The sequence below is a fragment of the Synechococcus sp. WH 8016 genome (assembly GCF_000230675.1).
In the GTDB taxonomy this organism is placed as follows: Bacteria; Cyanobacteriota; Cyanobacteriia; order PCC-6307; family Cyanobiaceae; genus Synechococcus_C.
On sequence record NZ_AGIK01000001.1, the window covers coordinates 255326 to 275053 of the forward strand.

General features: G+C 51.5%; 21 protein-coding genes. 15 read left to right on the top strand and 6 right to left on the bottom strand.

Annotated elements, in window-relative coordinates:
• Window positions 1–11: 11 nt before the first annotated feature.
• Complete coding sequence (locus SYN8016DRAFT_RS01405) at window positions 12–4025, bottom strand: magnesium chelatase subunit H (protein ID WP_006852431.1); 4014 nt, start codon at window positions 4023–4025, stop codon at window positions 12–14.
• A 118-nt stretch (window positions 4026–4143) separates the two neighbouring features.
• Here SYN8016DRAFT_RS01405 and dapB point away from each other — a divergent pair, with 118 nt between their 5' ends.
• The 5 genes from dapB to SYN8016DRAFT_RS01430 are packed head-to-tail and all read left to right on the top strand — an operon-like array spanning window position 4144 to window position 7360.
• Window positions 4144–4995, top strand: coding sequence for a 4-hydroxy-tetrahydrodipicolinate reductase (dapB, locus tag SYN8016DRAFT_RS01410; protein WP_006852432.1), 852 nt, complete (start codon window positions 4144–4146; stop codon window positions 4993–4995).
• A 12-nt stretch (window positions 4996–5007) separates the two neighbouring features.
• A complete protein-coding gene (locus SYN8016DRAFT_RS01415; RefSeq protein ID WP_006852433.1) occupies window positions 5008–5682 on the top strand; it encodes a hypothetical protein in 675 nt (224 codons plus the stop codon).
• Between the two features lie 17 nt (window positions 5683–5699).
• Window positions 5700–5951, top strand: coding sequence for a hypothetical protein (locus tag SYN8016DRAFT_RS01420; RefSeq protein WP_006852434.1), 252 nt, complete (start codon window positions 5700–5702; stop codon window positions 5949–5951).
• Window positions 5952–5958: 7 nt separating this feature from the next.
• Window positions 5959–7128 carry an FAD-dependent monooxygenase gene (locus SYN8016DRAFT_RS01425; protein WP_006852435.1) on the top strand — a complete coding sequence of 390 codons (1170 nt, stop codon included), beginning with the start codon at window positions 5959–5961 and terminating at the stop codon, window positions 7126–7128.
• A gap of 19 nt (window positions 7129–7147) precedes the next feature.
• On the top strand, window positions 7148–7360 hold the full coding sequence (locus tag SYN8016DRAFT_RS01430; protein WP_006852436.1) for a DUF2949 domain-containing protein: 213 nt from the start codon (window positions 7148–7150) through the stop codon (window positions 7358–7360).
• Here the strand turns inward: SYN8016DRAFT_RS01430 and SYN8016DRAFT_RS01435 are convergent.
• The gene (locus SYN8016DRAFT_RS01435; protein ID WP_038013105.1) at window positions 7351–7869 is read right to left on the bottom strand and encodes an adenine phosphoribosyltransferase; all 519 of its coding nucleotides are present in this window, start codon (window positions 7867–7869) and stop codon (window positions 7351–7353) included. The two genes, SYN8016DRAFT_RS01430 and SYN8016DRAFT_RS01435, sit on opposite strands and share 10 nt — an antisense overlap.
• A gap of 365 nt (window positions 7870–8234) precedes the next feature.
• On the opposite strand from SYN8016DRAFT_RS01435, the gene SYN8016DRAFT_RS15200 reads away from it, so the two are divergent.
• The 5 genes from SYN8016DRAFT_RS15200 to SYN8016DRAFT_RS01455 are packed head-to-tail and all read left to right on the top strand — an operon-like array spanning window position 8235 to window position 10389.
• Window positions 8235–8402 (top strand): hypothetical protein, encoded by a 168-nt coding sequence (locus SYN8016DRAFT_RS15200; RefSeq protein WP_216725565.1) that lies wholly within the window; start codon window positions 8235–8237, stop codon window positions 8400–8402.
• Between the two features lie 44 nt (window positions 8403–8446).
• Window positions 8447–9004, top strand: a complete 558-nt coding sequence (locus SYN8016DRAFT_RS01440; protein WP_006852438.1) for a DUF3038 domain-containing protein — start codon at window positions 8447–8449, stop codon at window positions 9002–9004.
• Between the two features lie 8 nt (window positions 9005–9012).
• Window positions 9013–9648, top strand: a complete 636-nt coding sequence (locus tag SYN8016DRAFT_RS01445; RefSeq protein WP_006852439.1) for a DUF4335 domain-containing protein — start codon at window positions 9013–9015, stop codon at window positions 9646–9648.
• Window positions 9649–9697: 49 nt separating this feature from the next.
• A complete protein-coding gene (locus SYN8016DRAFT_RS01450) occupies window positions 9698–9943 on the top strand; it encodes a hypothetical protein (RefSeq protein ID WP_006852440.1) in 246 nt (81 codons plus the stop codon).
• Entirely contained in the window at window positions 9940–10389 is a 450-nt protein-coding gene (locus SYN8016DRAFT_RS01455; RefSeq protein ID WP_006852441.1) for a hypothetical protein, read from the top strand. The genes SYN8016DRAFT_RS01450 and SYN8016DRAFT_RS01455 overlap by 4 nt, the downstream gene beginning before the upstream one ends.
• Window positions 10390–10401: 12 nt before the next feature.
• On the opposite strand, the gene SYN8016DRAFT_RS01460 is transcribed toward SYN8016DRAFT_RS01455, so the two are convergent.
• The gene (locus tag SYN8016DRAFT_RS01460) at window positions 10402–10857 is read right to left on the bottom strand and encodes a hypothetical protein (RefSeq protein ID WP_006852442.1); all 456 of its coding nucleotides are present in this window, start codon (window positions 10855–10857) and stop codon (window positions 10402–10404) included.
• Window positions 10858–11086: 229 nt separating this feature from the next.
• Here SYN8016DRAFT_RS01460 and SYN8016DRAFT_RS01465 point away from each other — a divergent pair, with 229 nt between their 5' ends.
• The 4 genes from SYN8016DRAFT_RS01465 (at window position 11087) to SYN8016DRAFT_RS14795 (ending at window position 14580) form a co-directional block, all read left to right on the top strand.
• Window positions 11087–11797, top strand: coding sequence for a response regulator (locus SYN8016DRAFT_RS01465; RefSeq protein WP_006852443.1), 711 nt, complete (start codon window positions 11087–11089; stop codon window positions 11795–11797).
• A gap of 8 nt (window positions 11798–11805) precedes the next feature.
• A complete protein-coding gene (locus SYN8016DRAFT_RS01470; protein WP_006852444.1) occupies window positions 11806–13149 on the top strand; it encodes an ATP-binding protein in 1344 nt (447 codons plus the stop codon).
• Between the two features lie 59 nt (window positions 13150–13208).
• Window positions 13209–14186, top strand: a complete 978-nt coding sequence (ppk2, locus tag SYN8016DRAFT_RS01475; protein WP_006852445.1) for a polyphosphate kinase 2 — start codon at window positions 13209–13211, stop codon at window positions 14184–14186.
• A 178-nt stretch (window positions 14187–14364) separates the two neighbouring features.
• Complete coding sequence (locus SYN8016DRAFT_RS14795; RefSeq protein ID WP_006852446.1) at window positions 14365–14580, top strand: hypothetical protein; 216 nt, start codon at window positions 14365–14367, stop codon at window positions 14578–14580.
• 249 nt (window positions 14581–14829) lie between these two features.
• On the opposite strand, the gene SYN8016DRAFT_RS01485 is transcribed toward SYN8016DRAFT_RS14795, so the two are convergent.
• The 3 genes from SYN8016DRAFT_RS01485 to SYN8016DRAFT_RS01495 all read right to left on the bottom strand — a co-directional run bounded on the left by SYN8016DRAFT_RS01485 (window position 14830) and on the right by SYN8016DRAFT_RS01495 (window position 17858).
• Window positions 14830–15057, bottom strand: coding sequence for a hypothetical protein (locus tag SYN8016DRAFT_RS01485; protein WP_006852447.1), 228 nt, complete (start codon window positions 15055–15057; stop codon window positions 14830–14832).
• A gap of 78 nt (window positions 15058–15135) precedes the next feature.
• The gene (locus SYN8016DRAFT_RS01490) at window positions 15136–15672 is read right to left on the bottom strand and encodes a thermonuclease family protein (protein WP_006852449.1); all 537 of its coding nucleotides are present in this window, start codon (window positions 15670–15672) and stop codon (window positions 15136–15138) included.
• Between the two features lie 14 nt (window positions 15673–15686).
• Window positions 15687–17858 carry a glutamine synthetase III gene (locus tag SYN8016DRAFT_RS01495; RefSeq protein WP_006852450.1) on the bottom strand — a complete coding sequence of 724 codons (2172 nt, stop codon included), beginning with the start codon at window positions 17856–17858 and terminating at the stop codon, window positions 15687–15689.
• 436 nt (window positions 17859–18294) lie between these two features.
• On the opposite strand from SYN8016DRAFT_RS01495, the gene SYN8016DRAFT_RS01500 reads away from it, so the two are divergent.
• Window positions 18295–18942 carry a DUF938 domain-containing protein gene (locus SYN8016DRAFT_RS01500; protein ID WP_006852451.1) on the top strand — a complete coding sequence of 216 codons (648 nt, stop codon included), beginning with the start codon at window positions 18295–18297 and terminating at the stop codon, window positions 18940–18942.
• The last annotated feature ends 786 nt before the right edge of the window (window positions 18943–19728 follow it).

The following is a 19728-nucleotide window of genomic DNA, read 5'->3' on the forward strand; positions in this document are numbered from 1 at the left end:
ATCGGAAAAGATTACCCCTCAGATGTGACTCCTTCGATTCGATCCTCAACCTCTTGATAAAGCTCTTGAAGTTGCTGGATGTTTTCGTCAGATGTTTCCCAGTATCCACGGCCATTTACTTCTAGCAGGGTGCCCACAATGCGCCTGAAGCTATGAGGGTTGAGTTCCAGTAAGCGTTTGCGCATTTCTGGATCGTTGATGAATGTTTCATTCGCTTCTTCGTACACAAAGTTGTCAACAGACCCGCTAGTCGCACTCCACCCGAGCGTGAAGTTGAGTCGTTTGGCTACTTCACGCACACCTTCATAACCCGAATCAAGCATCCCTTCGTACCACTTTGGATTCAGTAATTTGGTGCGCGAGTCAAGGCGAATGGTTTCGCTTAAGGAGCGAACCTGAGCATTTGCCGTGGTCGTGTCTGCGATGTAGCTCGTGGGTGTTTTCCCATCATCGCGGAGTCCCTGAATCAGCTTGGTGGGGTCGCTGTCGAAGTAATGGCTGACATCGGTGAGCGAGATCTCAGCGGAGTCGAGATTTTGGAATGTCACGTCTGCTGTCTTCATGACTGATTCGAAGACATCGCGCTTTTGATCCATTTCGCCGGGGTTGTCGGCATTAAATGCAAACGTTTTGCGGGAGAGATACATCTCCTGCAGTTCTCCTTCCTCTTCCCAACTGCTGTTTTCAACGGCGAGGTTCACATTTGAGCTGTAACTGCCGCTGGCATTAGAAAACACACGGCAGGCAGCATCGCGAAGGGTTGTTCCTTCTTTTTCAGCTTGTTCAAGAGCATGTTTTCGAACAAAGTTTTGTTCAATGGCTTCATCAGATTCCGCAGCCATCTTCACGCCTTGATCGATCAGGGCCATCTGATTGATAAATAAATCTCGGAACACGCCCGAACAATTCACCACAACATCAATCCTTGGTCGGCCCAGTTCTTCCAGGGGAATGAGCTCTAGCTTGTTAACCCTGCCTAAGGAGTCTGGAACGGGGCGAACTCCGATGAACCAAAGGATCTGTGCGAGAGATTCCCCGTAGGTTTTGATGTTGTCTGTTCCCCAGAGCACGCAAGCGATGGTTTCAGGCCAATCGCCTTGTTCTGCTCTCTGGCGTTCGATCAATTTGTCGACAACAACTTTGGCTGCAGCAACAGCTGCTCTGGTTGGAATCGCTTGAGGATCCAGAGCGTGAATGTTTTTGCCACTGGGCAGTACGCCTGGATTCCTGATTGGGTCTCCACCAGGTCCTGGGAGAACGTATTCCCCATCAAGAGCCCTTAAGAGGCTCTCCATTTCCATGTCTGCGCAGATTTGTTGGAGGCAGAAACGCAAATAGGTAAACAGGGTGTCCAGCGCCGTGTTGTCGATGCTTGTAAAGCCACCAGCTGAACAGGCTCGGAACCAAGGCGATGGCAGTTTGAATCCGAAGCGAGAGATCAGATCCAGCAACCAACCAAAGTTTTCGCGCATGTTGACGCGACCATCACCCCCTGTAAGCGATCGCACCATGGAACCCACAGCAGCGCGTGAGACTTCAGTGATCGTGCGATTGAGCTCCACATCTTCAAGCACACCATCGTCGTTGCCTCGATAGATGTCTTCAATCTTGCGGCCGATCGATTCTGCGAGCAGCCCAGGAAGAGAACGAAGGCCTTCTTCTTCACGCTCCAAGGCGGCAATGCTCACCAGCGTTGCAATCGCTTCTTCTGCTGTGGGCGGCTTGCCGATGGTATGGAGGCCGCATGGAAGCAGGCGACTCTCAATTTCCATCAATTGGCGGTAGATGGCCCCAACAATGGCGTCGCGATCTTCAAGCGTTAGATCAGAGGAATCATCGTCTGGAAGGGTGACGTCTTTATCAAGATTGCAAAGGCGAGCGGTTTCCACGATTGCATTCACAATCTGAACTCCTCGACCGCTTTCCCTCAGTTGTTGATAGGAACCCACCAACTCACCCAGCTCCTTTAATCCTTTGTAGAGGCCAGCATTTTCTGCTGGAGGTGTGAGGTAACTAATCGTGGACGCATATCCCCGCCGCTTAGCAATCGTTGCTTCAGATGGATTATTTGCTGCGTAGTAATAGAGATTGGGCAAGGCTCCGATGAGGGAGTCTGGATAACAGGTTTCACTCATACCCATTTGCTTGCCGGGCATAAATTCAAGGGACCCATGGGTTCCGAAATGGAGCACGGCATCTGCTCCCCAAACTTTCTCTAAATAGGTGTAATAGGCCGCAAATCCATGGTGGGGACTTGCGCTGCGGGAATAGAGAAGGCGCATGGGATCGCCTTCATAACCAAACGTTGGTTGTACCCCTACAAAAATATTTCCAAAATGACGTCCATAAATCAATAAATTCTGTCCGTCACTGTTTAAATTACCTGGTGGTTTTCCCCAGTTTTCCTCTAAGCGTTCGGAATAGGGAGTGAGTCGTTCATACTCTTCAACGCTCATGCGATGGGCGATCGAGAGTTCTGGTGAGCCTTGAAGGGCTTCTGGATCGTTGATGACTGTTTCCATGAGTGCCTTGGCATCACGCGGCATGTCCTGCACGTCGTATCCCTTGGCCTTCATCTCTTGAAGAACCCTGTGAATGGAATCGAAAACGTTTAGATAGGCGGCCGTTCCCACATTTCCCTTGTCAGGGGGAAAGCTGAACACAGTGATCGCTAACTTTTTTTCTGCCCGTGGTTTGAGCCGTAGGGACGACCATCGGATTGCCCTCTCCGCAATGGCATCGACGCGATCTTGAAGGGTGTGGGCCTTGCCAGTGGCGTCATCACGACCAGATAAAACAATCGGTTCGATGGCTCCATCTAATTCGGGAATCGCGATTTGCAGTGCAACTTGTACTGGATGAAGGCCTAGGTCACTTTTCTCCCATTCCTGGGTGGTTTGAAAGACCAATGGCAGGGCCACCATGTAGGGCCTGTTGAGTTTTTTGAGCGACTCCACAGCCTTCGGGTGATCCTGACGCGCTGGACCGCCAACCAAGGCAAAGCCTGTCAGCGAAACGATGCTGTCGACCAAAGCCTGATCTGAATTGAGCGGGTCGTAGAAGAACGCATTGACAGGCTTTGAGAAATCAAGACCTCCGCAGAAGATCGGAATCACGCGTGCACCACGGAATTCAAGTTCTTGGATGGTGGCTACGTAATGGGCATCGTCTCCCGTCACGATGTGACTGCGCTGAAGCACAAGGCCAATCACGGGCCCCTTACGGGCTTTTTCGTTGAGATCTGGGCGACTGGCCGTCCAATTCAAATATTCCTTCAAGTCCTCAAACATTTGAGGTGCGAGTGGATGCCAAATACCTAGATCAGGAAAGACTTCGGGATCTGCAACGGCTAAATCAGGACGATCATCATTTTCTGATGCCGGAAAAACATATTTATCAGCCAGCATCAGCAGAAAATTGCGCAGATTATCTGGAGTGCCACCCAACCAATATTGAAAACTGAGCATGAAGCTGCGGGCGTCTTGCGCTTTCTCGACAGGCAAATACTTGAGCACCGTTGGAAGGGTGTTCAAAAGTTTGAGCATGGCGTCTTGAAACCCTGCGCCACCAGCTTCCTTTCGCTTTTTCATGAAGCCGGCAATCGCGCTCTTGCTCTGGCCGAGCTGCGCCATCGAGAAGCTGCCAAGCTTGTTGAGACGCATCACTTCTGGCATCGAAGGGAAGACGACTGCGGCCTTCAATCGATCGCGGTGTGGACTGACAGCATCAACAACTTTTTGTGCAAGATCTTCAATGAAGATCAGGGATCCAATGAAGACATCCGTTTCAGCGATGTCTTTTTGAAAATCTGCATAGTTGAGCTCATCACGAAGTTCCTCGATGAGATAACCGCACAGTTCGATGCCAATCGGACCGTCTTGGGCATTAAGGCTGATGGCTGCCTGCGTTAACGCACTCTGATATTGCGGTTCAAGAACGACGTAGACGGCCTTCATGACCGAATGGTGATTGTTGTTCTCAGCAGGAACAATCCGACGATCAGCGGAACGGACCTGCGTAAACATCAGCACTTCTGAGCAATGTAACGAAGCTTACGGGTGTGAGAGTCGCTCTGCTTGAGATCGGCATTTCGTGTTACATCCGCGCCTGGCCCCATAGGCTGAGTCCATCTGCAACACGTTCATGAGCGACATCCAGACCGGCTCGATACCCGTAGTGGTGACCGGTGCGCTGGGTCGAATGGGTGCAGAAGTAATTCGAGCTGTGCAGATGGCTCCGGATTGCCATCTGGTGGGTGCCGTGGACAACACGCCCGGCAAAGAAGGGCAAGACGTGGGCGAATTACTGGGGCTTTCTGCCCTTGAGGTGGCTGTGACTGCCGATCTAGAAGGCTGTTTGTGCTCTGCAAGTCAGGCGGTTCGTGATGCAGGGCCTGGGCAAGGAGCCGTCATGGTGGATTTCACCCATCCTTCGGTGGTGTATTCCAACACCAGAGCTGCGATTGCCTACGGAGTGCATCCCGTGATCGGGACCACGGGGTTGTCACCGGCTCAACTTGATGACCTCCAATCCTTTTCCGACAAAGCATCCGTGGGTGGCGCTGTGATTCCCAACTTCTCTGTGGGGATGGTGCTGCTTCAGCAGGCCGCTGCTGCTGCTGCGCGGTTTTATGACCACGCCGAGCTGACCGAGCTGCATCACAACCGCAAAGCCGATGCTCCTAGTGGAACCTGCATCAAAACAGCCGAACTTATGGAGGAGTTAGGCAAACAATTCAACGAATCAGAAGTGGATGAGCATGAATCCCTTGCTGGTAGCCGTGGTGGGCAGCGTCCGAGTGGGCTGCGATTGCACTCTTTGCGATTGCCTGGCCTGGTGGCCCATCAGGAAGTGATGTTTGGCTCCCCAGGTGAGACCTATACCCTGCGACACGACACGATTGATCGGGCTGCCTACATGCCAGGCGTTTTGCTTTGCGTGCGCAAGGTGCGGCATCTTCAAGCCCTGGTTTACGGCCTTGAGCGTCTTCTTTAAGGGGTTGGCACGATGTTGATTCCGCTTCGTCCCGGTGAGTTGTATCGGTTGATTCCTGCTGTTGCTACGGGCCAGCAATTCAGATCTGCCCTTGGCAATCCTCGAAAAATTCTGCAGCGTTTGCTGATTGCCACGATTGGGGGAGTGATCACTCTCTTGATCAGTCAGAGCCAGCTATCCAGTCGTTGGGGCTCGATCTTGCTGGTGATTGGTGTTGTGTTTCTCCTCTACATCTTGTGGGGACCGATTGTCGAAGCTGGTCGAAAAAATGCAGTCTTACGTCGCTATCCAGCTGCCGCTCTTTTTGAAGGGGAGATCGTTAAGACCTATCGGCAGGAGCGAGTTGAAAATCAAAGGGAGCAGGCTGATGCTCGCGGCCAGCTCGAATTGATTGAAAATCGACGGACTTGGCTGGTGCTGGAGCTAGCTGATGAGGACGGCTATCTCGGACGGATCTCTTTTCCAATGACCAAACAACATGCTTCGATCCGCTCCGGAGTTGTGATCCGTTGCGTGGTCCTGAGTGATCGCAACGACTTTTCGAGGTTGGGGGCCCTAACGGATGCTTGGCTTCCTGGCCTGCGGATGTGGATCGGTGAGTACCCATATCTGCTGCGCCCTGCGTTTGAAGACCTCTGTCGCATGCGCTTGCGCAAAGTTTCTTCACAAATGGGTTACACTTCTTAAACACCGGCAGGTTCCCCATGACTCAGGCCTCTACAAACGCTGCAACCATCCGCGGCGCAACAGTGACCACCGAAGACGGTGGCCGTCTCAATGCCTTCGCAACAGAGCCACGCATGGAAGTTGTGGACGTTGAGAGTGGTTGGGGCTTCCATGAGCGCGCCGAAAAGCTGAACGGTCGCATGGCCATGCTTGGCTTCATCGCTCTGCTTGCAACTGAACTGGCCATGGGTGGTGAATCCTTCACCCGTGGACTGCTCGGAATCGGCTGATCACGGTATGACCGGTTCTTTGGCTCCGATTCGGATCAATGGAGCCGGTCCCACTGGAAGTTTGTTGGCCATTGGTCTTGCGAATTTCGGATACTCAGTTCATCTGTTCGACCCCCTCACTGCGGACCAAATCTGTTCTCGCAGTAGGGCTTACGCGCTAACTCATTCCTCAAGACGTCTCCTAACGCGATTGGGATTTTGGAATGAGTTAGTTCCGTTTTTATCACCATTTAAGACGCTCCGTCTTGAAGATCGTGGTATCAATCGATCTGTAAATTTTACAGAGTTAGATCTTCATTCATCGAATCAATCAACGCAATCTGTTGGTTGGATTTTGGATCATCGTTCCTTGATGAAGCTCTTAATGAGCAGGCTTGAGATTTCACCACATATAAAGCTTCATCTTGGTGAGACGACGCATCAACCATCTAAATCTCTCGATTCTTTTGGTTTGGTGATTGCCGCTGATGGCCCCCGTTCTCCTACGCGATCACAGTTCGGCTTTCCGTGGTGGTCCCACACCTATACGCAGGGCTGCTTAACCGCGAAAGTTCGTTTTTGTGACCTTAATTCTGAATACGCTTTTGAATGTTTTAGGCCGGAAGGACCTTTGGCTATTCTTCCTCTAGGGAATTCCGATTTCCAAGTTGTATGGAGTGCGCCTCTTCATCGATGCCGTCAGCTAGCAGGTCTTGGAACGTCTGCTTTTTTGGATCAGCTTTCTACCATTCTTCCTCAGGGACTCGAGCCTGATGCTTTGCTCGATTCACCGGCTGCCTTTCCTCTAGAGATTAGTTTTGCACCAAAACTGAATAGAAAAAATGTTGTTCTGGTTGGTGAATCTGGCCATCGCTGTCACCCTGTGGGCGGGCAAGGACTCAATCTTTGTTGGCGAGATGTGGACACTCTCCTGCAATTAATGACGTCTGCTTCCTGTGTACGGCGTGGTTTAAAAACTGTGCCTGGTGTTTACAGCAGGCGTCGTTATTTTGATCTGTTAACGGTGGGTCTGGCGACGGATCTTCTTGTGCGTTTGTTTTCTAACCGCCAGTCAGCACTTTTGTTTGTCCGCCGTTTTGGGCTGTTCATGCTCAAGCACTCTCCCTTGTTTCGTCGTGTTTCGCTGCAGGCGATGTCGGATGGACCAAGCACGCTTTTGCAAAGCTTGCCAGAGTGAGCGCAATTGATTGGTATTGATGGTCATTAGCAGTGACCCACAACCCAAGCCATCCGCTGCGTTGCTCGCGTACTTGCAGGGCAAGCTTGGGCTGAGTGCCAGTGCCATCAATCTTGGCCTTCGCCAAGCTGAATTGGAACAGGCACCCCTGCCGGTGGTTCTCTGGAGTTTTGGACTGCTCAGTTTGCAGGGATACCAAGACGTTTTGGACTGGCAGCAAGCTCAGGAGTAGTGAATCAGAGATTCAACATGGATGTCGGAGGGAAGACGTGTGCGTCCTTCTAAATCGCTGAGTTCCACGATGAAGGCGCAACCAACGAGTTGTCCGCCTGCCTTTTTGACTAAATCGCTTGTTGCCGAGGCAGTCCCTCCTGTTGCTAAGAGGTCATCAACAATCAAAACTCTCGGCTGGTCTCGCATGGCATCTGCATGAATCTCGAGACGATCCGTTCCATATTCCAGGGCGTAGTCAATCCCGTAGACCTTGCCGGGAAGTTTGCCTGGTTTGCGCACTGGAACAAATCCCAGTTTCTTTTGCGTTGCTAGACCCATTCCTACGATGAAACCTCGGGCTTCAATTCCCACAATCAGGTCTGGTTTCAACGAATCGCAGAGCGCTCCTAGACGATCCATGACCTCGGCCCAGCCCACGGGGTCGCGCAACATCGGGGATATGTCTCGGAAGAGAATTCCAGGTTTTGGAAAGTCCGGAATATCTTGAACGTAGTGGCGAAGATCCAAGGACGCTTTCTGGTGAAACTTGCAAGGAATTATCGCAGATATTGCCTAGGAGGAGCATGAACTCGCTTGTCCCTCAAATAGCTCATTAGGTCTGATCCACTTTGCATGAATCCATCATGACGTTGCAACGATCTGAACTTAACTCCTATTTGCATTTTCGTTCTCATGAACGTTTCCTTTGGTGTTTGTGTTTGACTCTATTCATTGAAGTGTTTTTCGTGGGTGTTTCTTTCGCTTGCTGATACGTTGTTTTTCATGCCTATGTTTTCGCTTTGTATTTAATTTGGTCCGCTAGTCTTGCCATGGTTGATAGGGTTTACGGCTAAGAATGACCGCTCGCTGAGCGCTCTCGTTTCTTGTTTGGCTTGGATCCTGTGTCAATTCCAGCTGTTGTCGCCATTCCCTTGAAAGGATTGTTTCAAGCCTTAGAGTTGGATTGTCTTGCATACGGCCAAACGTTTTTGGCTGCTGATGAGGGGGCTGATAACGGCTTTTCTGATCGTGTGTTAGCACTGCATCCAAGCTTGATTTGATTGAAATCGAATCGGTATGACTCGAATTGGTACGCCACCCAACCATGACTGAATCACCAGTCACTTCTCCTCAAGAAGCGTCTTTGCCAACGGCGGTTCTTGGCCGTCGAGGGATGGAGCGTCTCGATCTTCTTTTGCTCACTGTGGAGTCCTTGGACTTCAACGGAGGCGAGGCCATGCTTTGGGCCACCCAACAACTCGGCTTCGAAACGCTTTTCCCTAACCGGGTTGAGCTGTGGAAGCGTCGATGCCATAACCCGCTTCGACGCTCCACCCGTCGTGGAAGGCTTGGTTCGCCTGAAACAGAGGCCCTCATCAGGCTGCTCTGCGCGATGGCTGATCGGCTTTATCCGATGCTTCACCAACTTCTGTCGAGTCGTGAACCGGCCGATCTCAGCAAACAGCGCTGGGCCTTAGTGGACCAACGCTTAAGAGATTTGATTGCTGAGCGTTTCAATCTCCGTCGGGGTGCGGTTCAACGCTTGCTGAGCCCCGACCATTCTCAGACGATTCAACGACAGCTTGTTTTGACCCTGGCACTGGCTGCCGGACCTGGTGGAGTGGATCGCCTGCGGGCCAGTCTTCTTGACCCAACACCCTGATGATCTCGATGCTCAAACTCTCTTATCGCTACGACCAAACGGCGTCCAGGCTTGAGGTGGATGGACTTCCTGACTTCTCCGCTGGACATGGCGACAGCGTGATTGGGATCCTGTCTGCCTGGCGTCTTCAATTGGTCGGTGCTCCTGAACTGGAGGGGAAACGCGATCACCTTGAAGCCCTGATGGCTGTTGTGCTTCCCTATGCACGCCATCAAATTTCCGGAGTTTCCAGGGCTGAAGGATGGTCGCAGCATCCAGTGAGCATCCGCCCTGTGGAGGGTGGTCACCAACTGGAACTGACGAGCAGTCAGCCGGATGTTCCCCCGTTGGAAATCAAGTTGGATGATGCTGATCTCGCCGATCTTTTGCGCTGCTTAGATGCACTCCGTGCTGACGATCGCGTGGCGATCTCTTGGCCTGAGGTTGTCAACCATCCCTTGAGTCGTCGTGAATTGGTGGAGCGGGTCCCCTTGGTTCGTCGTTTAGCTGCACCTGTTTTTGGAGGCGTGGCCCTGGTTGTGGTTGGGGTCATGGCCATGGTGATTCCATTGCCCATGCAGGAGACCAAGGCTCCAACCGACTCCGTAGAGGCTCCCAGTTCAGACTCGGTTAGCGATCCTTCACAAGCCGATCCAGCCCGTTGACCCTGTTTCGGTTTTCGCCCATATATTGGCGTTGATTGCTCGTCTATCAATGTCCCCCAGTTGGTCTGATCTGAGACGGCGTGTCGCAAGGATTGGAGCTTCTCTGGATGTGGTTGTACGCAGCGATCCGGAGGTTTGTGGCTTGAGTGGTGCTGATTATCAACTCACACTTCATCACAGTGGTTATGGAGATTGCACTGTTGGAGAACTCAGTTTAATTAACTGCCCCAATGAGTTGGTTCTCATTGAATTTGAGCGCTGGATGCGTCGCGCGAAGGAGTCGTTAGTGCCATGAGGTCCAAGAACATCACTCGCCTTCCGCGTACGCCGAAAGAGCGTCGTGTGTTTAGCCAACGCAAACGATCTTCCAAGCGTTTGCCTATTTGGAGGATGTTCTTGGAGTCAGTCTTGCTGCTCCTACTTGGAACTGGCTTGCTTGCTGGTTTGAGCTGGTTGCCGACAAAGGTCGATGCAATTGTTGTTGTGAGTGAAGCGATTGCGGATTTAATTCGTGGTCTCAGTCAATTGCTGGAAGCGTTATTGGGTTTGTCGGCAGTGATTCTGATTGCTGCGCTTCTGGTCTTGGGTCTGTTGGCGCTGATCTCAGGATTGATTCGATTCGTGCGTACGTTCTCAGTGGTTTTCAAATCATCAGCTCGTCGACAAGCGCTTCAATCTTCCAACGCTCCGAGACAAAGCTCTCGTTCGGCTCGTCGTCGCCGGCTGCGCAGATCACGCTAATCCGGGTGTATCTCAACGGGACCTCGATCGAGGAGCGAGTGAACGCTGCATCATCCATAGTTCGTTCAAAGTCAGGCCCCCGTCACCATTGCGGTCCAGGCTTTCAAAATTTCGCTGAAGCCAGGGCAGAGATGCCACCTCCTTGCGATCCAGTTGGCCATCGAAATTTCGATCGGCTTGTTGAAAGCGTCGTTGCAAGCGCAGCCCGCTTGGATGCGTAGCCGAGGGTCTGATGTCCTCAATCAACAAATAGTTGCGGGTTGGATGGCGTTGTAACCGTCGCTCGAGATAAGGCTGGCCGCTCACTTCTTTCCTTTCCAGACGTCCATCACGATTGGAATCCATCCGAACGAATAACGCTTCCATTCGGGTGCCGTAATGACGCACAGGGTTGGCTTGCACACCCAGATCTGCCAGCAGGAGACCAGCCCCTAGTGCAACGAGTGTGAAAGTGACCCTTTTCTCCATGACAGAAGACTATGGAGTCTGATTGGTAAAGAGATGTCTGAGTGATGACAGATCGTCAATTAACTGTGACATGGTCCGCCTCGGCGCGACAGTTTGCTTGATGCTCCATACGATCGGAGCGTTCAACTGATGTGGGGCGAGTGGTGAAGAGATCATTGTTGATTGGGATGGTATGGCGATGACCCAGCCCTCCAGCACCGCTTCGAACTCACCTGCAAAAAAAGCTTCGATGATTTGGGTCGTGGATGACGATCCGGACCTTCGTCAGATGGTGGGCACCTATTTGATCGATCAGGGGTATGACGTGCGCTGCTTGAGTGATGTCAAGCAGCTTGAGGCGAGGCTTGAATTTCAGCGCCCAGATTTGATCGTGCTCGACTTGATGATGCCTGGCGATGATGGGCTGACAGCACTACGACGCTTGCGCGACGCTGGTGACGATCTTCCTGTGGTCATGTTGACGGCGAGAGGAGATGGCGTTGACCGCATTATTGGCCTCGAGCAGGGGGCTGACGACTATCTTGCGAAGCCGTTTCTTCCCCGTGAGTTGTCAGCACGCATCGAAGCAGTGCTGAGAAGGCGAAGTTCGATTCCCGCTGGCACTCCTTTGGCAGAAGGCGGTGATGTGACGTTCGGAGAGAATCAATTTGATCTTTCCGCCAGAACGCTGTTTCGCGACGGTACGCCTGTTGTGATTACCAGCGGTGAGTTCAGCTTGCTGGCAGCGTTTGTGCAGCATCCCCACCGCCCTCTGTCGAGAGAGCGGCTCATTGAGCTGGCTCGCGGACCAGGGTCTGATACGGATAGTCGCAGCATGGATGTACAAGTTTCGCGGGTTCGCAAGCTGGTCGAACCGGATCCAGCGCGTCCGCGTTACATCCAAACGGTATGGGGATACGGCTATGTCTTCGTTCCTGATGGACAACCTCGTTCGCGTTGAGGGCTGGAATGACCCCACGGGTTTGGCAAGTTCGACTTCGATCCCTATTCGGTTGGAGTGGCCTTGCTCTTGGCAGTTGGGCGTTTTGCTTATTGGTTTTACAGGTGTTGTTTGGACAGCAGCTTGAGCAGCTGCAAACAGTCCAGCTTGGCCGTGACTTGGCGCTCAATGTAAGGCTCACGGAGTTGGCTCTCGAGCGCTACCCACCCCATCTGGTGACCGAACTCACCGGTCTTGACCTCACTGTTGCGATCCACCCCAAGCCGGATCAAAAGCTTCCATCCGCAGGCTTTCAACGCCAGGCCAAAGCTCTGCAGACGCAGCTTTGTGAGCGTCTCTCCCATTGTCCGATGGTCGTGGCGGATCGAGATCACGAAGGCGATCGCGGAATCTGGATTGAGCTGATTTCCCCGCTGGAACCGATTTGGTTGCGCGTCAATGTGCGCGCTCCGATGAGCTGGCCGCCGGAGCCCACCCTGTTGGGTTTATCGCTGGTTGGGGCAGGCATGATTTGTGGTGGCCTATTTCTCCTCGTGGAGGTGGAGGCACCGCTTCGTGGATTGGAAAAGGCCCTGTCCCGGGTTGGGGATGGAATCGATCCTGATGCTGTTCCTGCGCGTGGTGCGCCAGAGGTTCAGCGCCTGACCCGCCGTTTCAACGCAATGGTGCGACGTTTGGCTGCCAATCGGAACGAAAGAGCCACCATGCTCGCTGGAATCGCCCATGACTTACGCGCACCCATCACTCGGCTGAAGTTTCGTTTGTCGCTGCCTCAACTCAGCGCCACAGAACGTGAGCGTTGTGCCGGTGATTTGCAGTCTCTGGAACGAATCACAGGTCAGTTCCTGCTGTTTGCAGGTGGCGGCGATGAAGAACTCTCTGTGCCCGTTCCTTTGGACCAATTGCTGGCTGAGGTGGCGAGCAGTCATCCTGCCGATCAATTGCAGCTTCAGCTGGACACCTTTGAGGTGATGGTGAAACCAGTGGCTCTGAGTCGAGCCGTTGCCAACTTGATCGACAACGCGTTCACCTATGGCCAAGCTCCCGTGGTGTTGCGATTGCTGCGCTCTGCTGATCAATGTTCAATCGAAGTTTGGGATCAGGGTGAGGGCATGCCTCAGCGTCAATGGGAGCAGGCCCTTCAACCGTTTCACCGCCTCGACTCCTCCCGGGGAGGACAGGGGCACTGTGGATTGGGGTTGGCGATTGTTGTGCATGTGGCGCGACTCCATGGCGGCCATCTCGATTGCCTCTATGCCGATGGTTCGGATGATTTGAAGGTTCCAGGCCGCTTTGCGATTCGTTTGTCATTGCCGATGGATCTATTGGTGGAGAACGTTGCGAAAAGCTGAATTCCCACCCCTTTTGTTGATTTCGGAGGCACCAATGGGATGTTGCTGATCCCGTTGTCATGGGCCATAAGGAGAACAAAAAGTCAAAACACAACGGCAAAAGCAAGGAAACAGCCCAATCCAGCCCCTCGCAGCCCATATCTGATGCGGTGATTGATGCCGTGGATCGAAGCCAGCGCAACAGCGATTCCTCGCCTGAATGGCACGGAGATGAACTCGAGCGGCCAAGTCACAACGGTGAACGACTCAAGAAAAAGATCTATGAGTCTGAACTGGAAAAACTCCAGACACAGCTCGTCAAAATGCAGTACTGGATCAAGGAAAAGGGTTTCCGCATGATCATCCTGTTTGAGGGACGGGATGCAGCTGGTAAGGGAGGCACGATTAAACGTTTAACGGAACCCTTAAATCCCCGTGGAGCCAGAGTGGTTGCTTTGGGTACCCCTTCTGATCTTCAGAAAACGCAGTGGTATTTCCAGCGTTATGTGGAACATTTTCCAGCTGCGGGCGAAATAGTGGTGTTTGACCGCAGTTGGTATAACCGTGCTGGTGTGGAACGGGTGATGGGATTCTGTACTCCTAAGGAGGTTGAGGCCTTTCTTGAGGATTGCCCTCAATTCGAACGAATGTTGGTTCGTAGTGGCGTTTTGTTGTTGAAGTATTGGTTTTCCGTGAGTGATACGGAACAAGAAAATCGTTTTCAATCACGCATCGATGACCCCACGCGGCGTTGGAAGCTCAGTCCGATGGATCTTGAGGCTCGTAATCGTTGGGTTGAGTTTTCTGAGGCAAAGGATCTGATGTTCGCAAGCACCAACATCCCTGAAGCGCCATGGTTCTCGGTAGAAGCAGACGATAAGAGGCGAGCCCGTCTTAATTGTTTGAGGCACATTCTTAGCAAAGTGCCCTGGGAAGACATGACTCCTCCAGCGATTGAATTACCACCAAGGCCAAAACAGGGGTCTTATAAGAGACCACCCATCAATGAACAATTTTTTGTTCCTAATCATTATCCCTATGATTCACCAAGTGATTGATTGGCTTTTTGCGGTTTGATCCTATGGAGTCGATCTTTGATGGTGGAATTTTTGTATAACGAGAGAGTTCTCGCCGCTGCATCGAATGCAAACTGCCATTAGCTTTTATGGTCAATCCATTTGTTTTGCCTTGGCTACAATGATTTTTTTCATATGTCACTGTTCATTGTGACTATTGATGCGGGTAACTACTTTCTGGCAAATAAGATTTTGGGGTTCAATTATTCGTCAATACATGGATCTTCGTTTGCTTGAATTGCTTGGCAAGTACCAGGAAGAAGAGCTTGAAGCCATCGAGCGATGGTTCAATCACACACAGCCATTGGCACTTGACATTATGGGAAATATGAAGATTGCGAGAGGAACCATTGTGAGGGAGAAAAACACTCAATGATGCCTGCGTAACTCTCTAAAGGTGACTCGTCGTTGCCTTTTATGGGAACAAATGCTGCATCAGCCGTGGAGCTGTTGAAACCAAAAACCTGCGAGTTGCCAGGAGCTCCAAAGAAAGATTGCAAGAAATAGCCAGTTCACCCAGGCCGGTCGATCGCGATTTTCAAACATGCAGTGAGGGATGCAACCCTTCAATTGTGGCTGATCAGCGAGGTCAAATCCTGAATTCTTTGGAAGGCTCGTTCCTGAGTCAGGAGCGCACGGTCCCTGAGTACCAATCAGCACTCTGAAGCGACACCTGAGATCCAGCGGCTCGTTTGAGATCATGCATTCCTTCAAGCTGCCGGTACACGGCTTTCAATTGTCTTTGGATGTGATCTGTGTGCGGCATGGCGTATAAGGTCAACAGCGCTTCTTCGAGATGGTGTTTTGCATCAATTAACAGGCGGCAATCGGTACTCCCAGGTTCGTAGCCCATAAAAAAATTCCATATTTTCTCTATTCAGCTCTATTGCTACAAGCAACGTTGTGGCAATTTTTACCAAGTGACAAATATCTAGGGTTGGGTTTGTCTTCCACTGGCCTCGATCAAGTCCCATGGTCGTGACACTCCTCCTTCCACTGCCCATAGGCCTGCTTTGCTGCGCTGCGCTTGTCTCTCTAGCCTTGGATAGTTCAGGTCGTCGCATCGGCCCAGATAACCGTCATAGGCAAAGACGTGTCCTCTGCTGATGAGTGGGGAAGCGATGTCTATCTTCTCCTTCAGGAGCCTTGCGACCACCCGCCCATAGACGTCACGGGCCCGTAGTTCCATCTCGACGACAGAGCCTTGCGGCAGCGCATTGCTCAGGGCTGTTCTTGCTTGATTGGCCCAAGGTTGTTGCTGCTCCAAAGGAGCTTGAATGCAGGCCAAGCGCACAGCCCTTCCTTCTCCATTGATTTCCACCAGAACCTCTTGGCCATTGTTGACCTTAAGGACGGTGACTTTTTGGCTGGGATGAGACGGTTGAGCAGCCAGAGCGATTGGAAAGGCTGCAGCCATTAGTAGGCCGAACAGAACGTTGCGACCTACCGCCTTCAAGGTTGATGCCATGACCGGATGTTTACTCAACTGACGAACAGCATCTCCCGATAGGAAGGAAGGGGCCAACGATCGTCATCCACGGCTTGCTCAAGTCCATCCACAACATCCCGCAGCTGTAGAAGTCGTGGTAGCAGGACGTTTGCTGCATGGTTCATGGAGGCTGTTGTGTCGCCGTGATGCAGCTGGTGCAATTCCTCCTCGAGGGCGTTGATTTGATCCTGCATCCGTTGCCCTAGCTCTGCTGTCTGTTGCAACGTCCGTTGATCTGGATTCAGACCGACGGCTTGTTGTTGGCTGATGCTGCGTGCCAAAGAGCCCAAATGCTTCTGAACAGCGGGGCTGATTTGGGTTCGAACCATGGACAGTGCAACCTTGGCTTCAACCTCCACTGCGAGCGTGTACTGCTCGCTGTAAACCTCGTAGCGGCTTTCTAATTCAACCGGTGAGATCACAGCTTGACGCTGAAACAGCTCCTTCACGTCATCCCGTCGCAGCACTGGAAGGGCATTGGCGGTGTTGCGTAGGTTTTCCAATCCCCGTTGCTCGGTTGCTTCCTGATGCCATGCATCGGAATAGCCATCGCCACCAAAAACGGCCGCACCGTGTTGATCCATCACACGCTTTAAAACATCAGCAGCACCCGTTTCCAAGGATTGGCCTGCGGCCATCTGTGCCTCGATTTGATCGCTAACCCACTCCAGCGAATCGGCGAGAACGGTGTTCATTGCCACCAGTGGCCCCGCCACGGACTGCCCAGATCCCACGGCTCTGAATTCGAATCTGTTCCCTGTAAAAGCAAACGGAGATGTTCGGTTGCGATCCCCGGCATCCTTCTTGAACTCAGGAAGGCTGTCGACACCAAGACGCATCACATCTCCTGTGCTGCTTCCGGTAACTTCACCACGCTGGAACTGCTGAAAGACCTCTTCAAGCTGTTTGCCCAGATACATCGAGATGATCGCGGGTGGTGCCTCATTGGCTCCGAGGCGATGGTCATTTCCTGCTGTTGCAACGACGGCTCTTAACAATGGGCCGAAGCGATGCACGCCACGGATGACAGCGGAGCAGAACAGGAGAAATTGCAGGTTGTCGTGGGGCGTTGAGCCAGGGTCCAGAAGATTGCCCTGCGTGCTGTTGCCCACCGACCAATTCACATGCTTGCCGGAGCCATTGATTCCAGCAAAGGGTTTTTCATGCATGAGGCATGTAAATCCATGCCGTTTTGCTGTGCTGCGAAGCACAGTCATGATCATTTGTTGATGATCGGTCGCCACGTTGGCGGCTTCATGAACAGGTGCGATCTCGAACTGCCCGGGAGCTACTTCGTTGTGTCGTGTTTTTGCAGGAATTCCGAGCCTGTACAGCTGGTGTTCCACGTCTTGCATGTAGACCTGAACCCGTTCAGGAATGGCACCGAAGTAATGATCATCAAATTGCTGTCCCTTCGGGGAGGGAGCACCGAACAGGGTTCTGCCTGCGAGAAGTAGATCGGGCCGGAGCGTGGCAAATTGACTGTCGATCAAAAAATATTCCTGTTCAGCTCCACAAGAGCTATTAACGGCAGCCACGTCCTTGTTACCAAGCAAACGCAGCAGCCGTTGTGCTTGGCGATTCATCGCTGCGTTAGAGCGCAGGAGTGGGGTCTTTTTATCGAGAGCTTCTCCTGTCCAACTCACAAACACTGTGGGGATGCATAAGGTGACGCCATTGGGCGTTCGCATCAAATACGCCGGGCTGGTGATGTCCCAAGCTGTGTATCCCCGGGCTTCAAATGTGGAGCGGATGCCGCCATTGGGGAATGAGCTGCCGTCTGGCTCTCCCTGAATAAGCAGTTTTCCCGAAAATTCATGGATGGCGTGACCATCCTTTTGAGGACTGATGAAACCGTCGTGTTTCTCTGCAGTTGAGTTGGTAAGGGGATAAAAAACGTGCGCGTAGTAATGGGCACCGTTGTTGACTGCCCAATCCCTCATGGCCTGAGCGACCGCATCAGCGACCTCCAGGTTCAGCTTGCCTCCGTCACGGATCACGCGACGAACCACTTTGAATGCTTCCTTCGGGAGCGCATTTTTCATGTGCGCCAGTGTGAAGACATCACTGGCCCAAATCTCCTCTAGTGGAGGAGTTTTGTCACACGCCATGGGCTTGCGTTGCTGAATGGCCTGTAGGGCGGCCAAACGTGAAGGATGGGGCATCGCTTTTTGAACCCCTCAGGGCGTCTTAGTGTCATTCAAGCTAGGCCCTGGGTGGGGCGTCAACTGATTGCTGCTTTTGTTCCATGACAACAGCTCATGGAAAGAGCACGGCTAAGCAGACCGCTGCCATTCAGCTCAGATTGAAACTAAAGTCTTAGCTGGTTAGGAAGCTTTCTAGACTTAATTGGATTTTAAGCCTTGGCGGCAGAGATACGGGATCTCTTGTTTTGTGACTTATCGCTTTACTCCTTGATTGGGAACGCTTTGAATGAATCTTTTGATGATTGGCTCAAGATGGATGTGGGATCACGAGCTGTATGTAGATGGGATATGGTAATTTAATATTCTGTGGTTTTATGATAACTCTTTATTCTTTAGATATTGGTTCGGCTATTGGGCTTAATTGACAACTAAAAAGTTTTAATTATTTGTTGTGATGTTTTCATCGTCTGATCAAGACCGTCTTTATTTTCCGGCAACGGAGCGTAATCGTGTCCCCATTGGTGACGCTCTTGCTGAAATGCTGCCTGAGCATGGGTCTGTTCTTGAAATAGCAAGTGGAAGTGGTGAACACGCTGTGACTTTCCAGCGCCGTTTCCCTGGTATTCGATGGCAAGCCAGTGATTCTGACCCAAGCCATTGCCAAAGCATTAACGCTTGGATTGCCCATCAGAGTTTGAGTGATCAGATGCCGAAAGCATTACAACTCAATGTACTTGATCGTCCTTGGCTGCTTCCTGAATCCATCAGGCTTGAATTAAAGGTTGTGATTGCGATCAACCTTATTCATATTGCTCCTTGGAGTTGCTGCAAATCATTAATCGATCAAGCATCTGAAAACCTTCCGATTGGAGGTCGCTTCATTCTTTATGGACCTTTTCGACGCAACGGATCTCATACGAGCTTGAGTAATGAGGTCTTTGATCAATCGCTTCGTGACCGGAATCCATCTTGGGGGGTTCGAGATCTTGAAGCTGTAGAGAAACTTTGTAGTCAAGTTGGCCTCTTAGGAATGCATTTTCAAGAATGTCCCGCTAATAATCTTATTGTTAGCCTAACCAAAGAAGCTAATTGCGCCACTTGATTCCAATCTATCCAACCCTATCGCTTTATTGAATCGTGTTTTGATATCAAAATTCTTTTAGGTATGCGCTGTCTACACTTTCCTGTTGCATTTTGAATTAAAATATTAGTTATTTCCAGTGAACTCTGAGGCCAATTTATCTCCTTTGCATGGGCCCATAAACACCTTCTGCCTGCGCTTTTAGGGGGAAATAATCCTGCCTTGATGATTAAAAATTTGAATCAGTATTTGCGCAAAAGATTAATTTCAACCGCTGGAAAACTGCTAGGAGCTTTATTCAGTTGCTGTTGAGTGTTCCTTAATGGTTGATTGTATTCCACCTATCTATTTGCGAATTAATGCGATTTAGAAGATAGTAGTACTTGACGTTGCTTTTGTTAGGCGATTATATCTATCTCTAAAAGTCTATTTCTATACTGCACTGATTTGTAAGACCTTGGCGAGGAGACTGCAACCCCATTGCCACTGCCCACACTGATCGATCTCCTCTTGTCTTCGTCCCAATTAAAAACCCCTCGGTGGGAGGGAGAGTCCACTGGAATGATCCCCATCACCCAGCCCATCAAAGAATAGGTCGATTCCTGCATTGCAGATGCGCTGTTCTCCACGAATTCGAGCGAATCCTCCACAGATCAGCCCCGCAACAGGCCTGTTTCCCACACGCTGTGGAGAAAACTGGCGAAAGGGTGCTGAATAGCTGATTTTGTGGAAAACAAGCCAAAGTGTGTCATGCTTGTGGTTCCCCATCACCCGGCCCCGCCTAGCGCAGCTAAGCGGGGCTTTTTG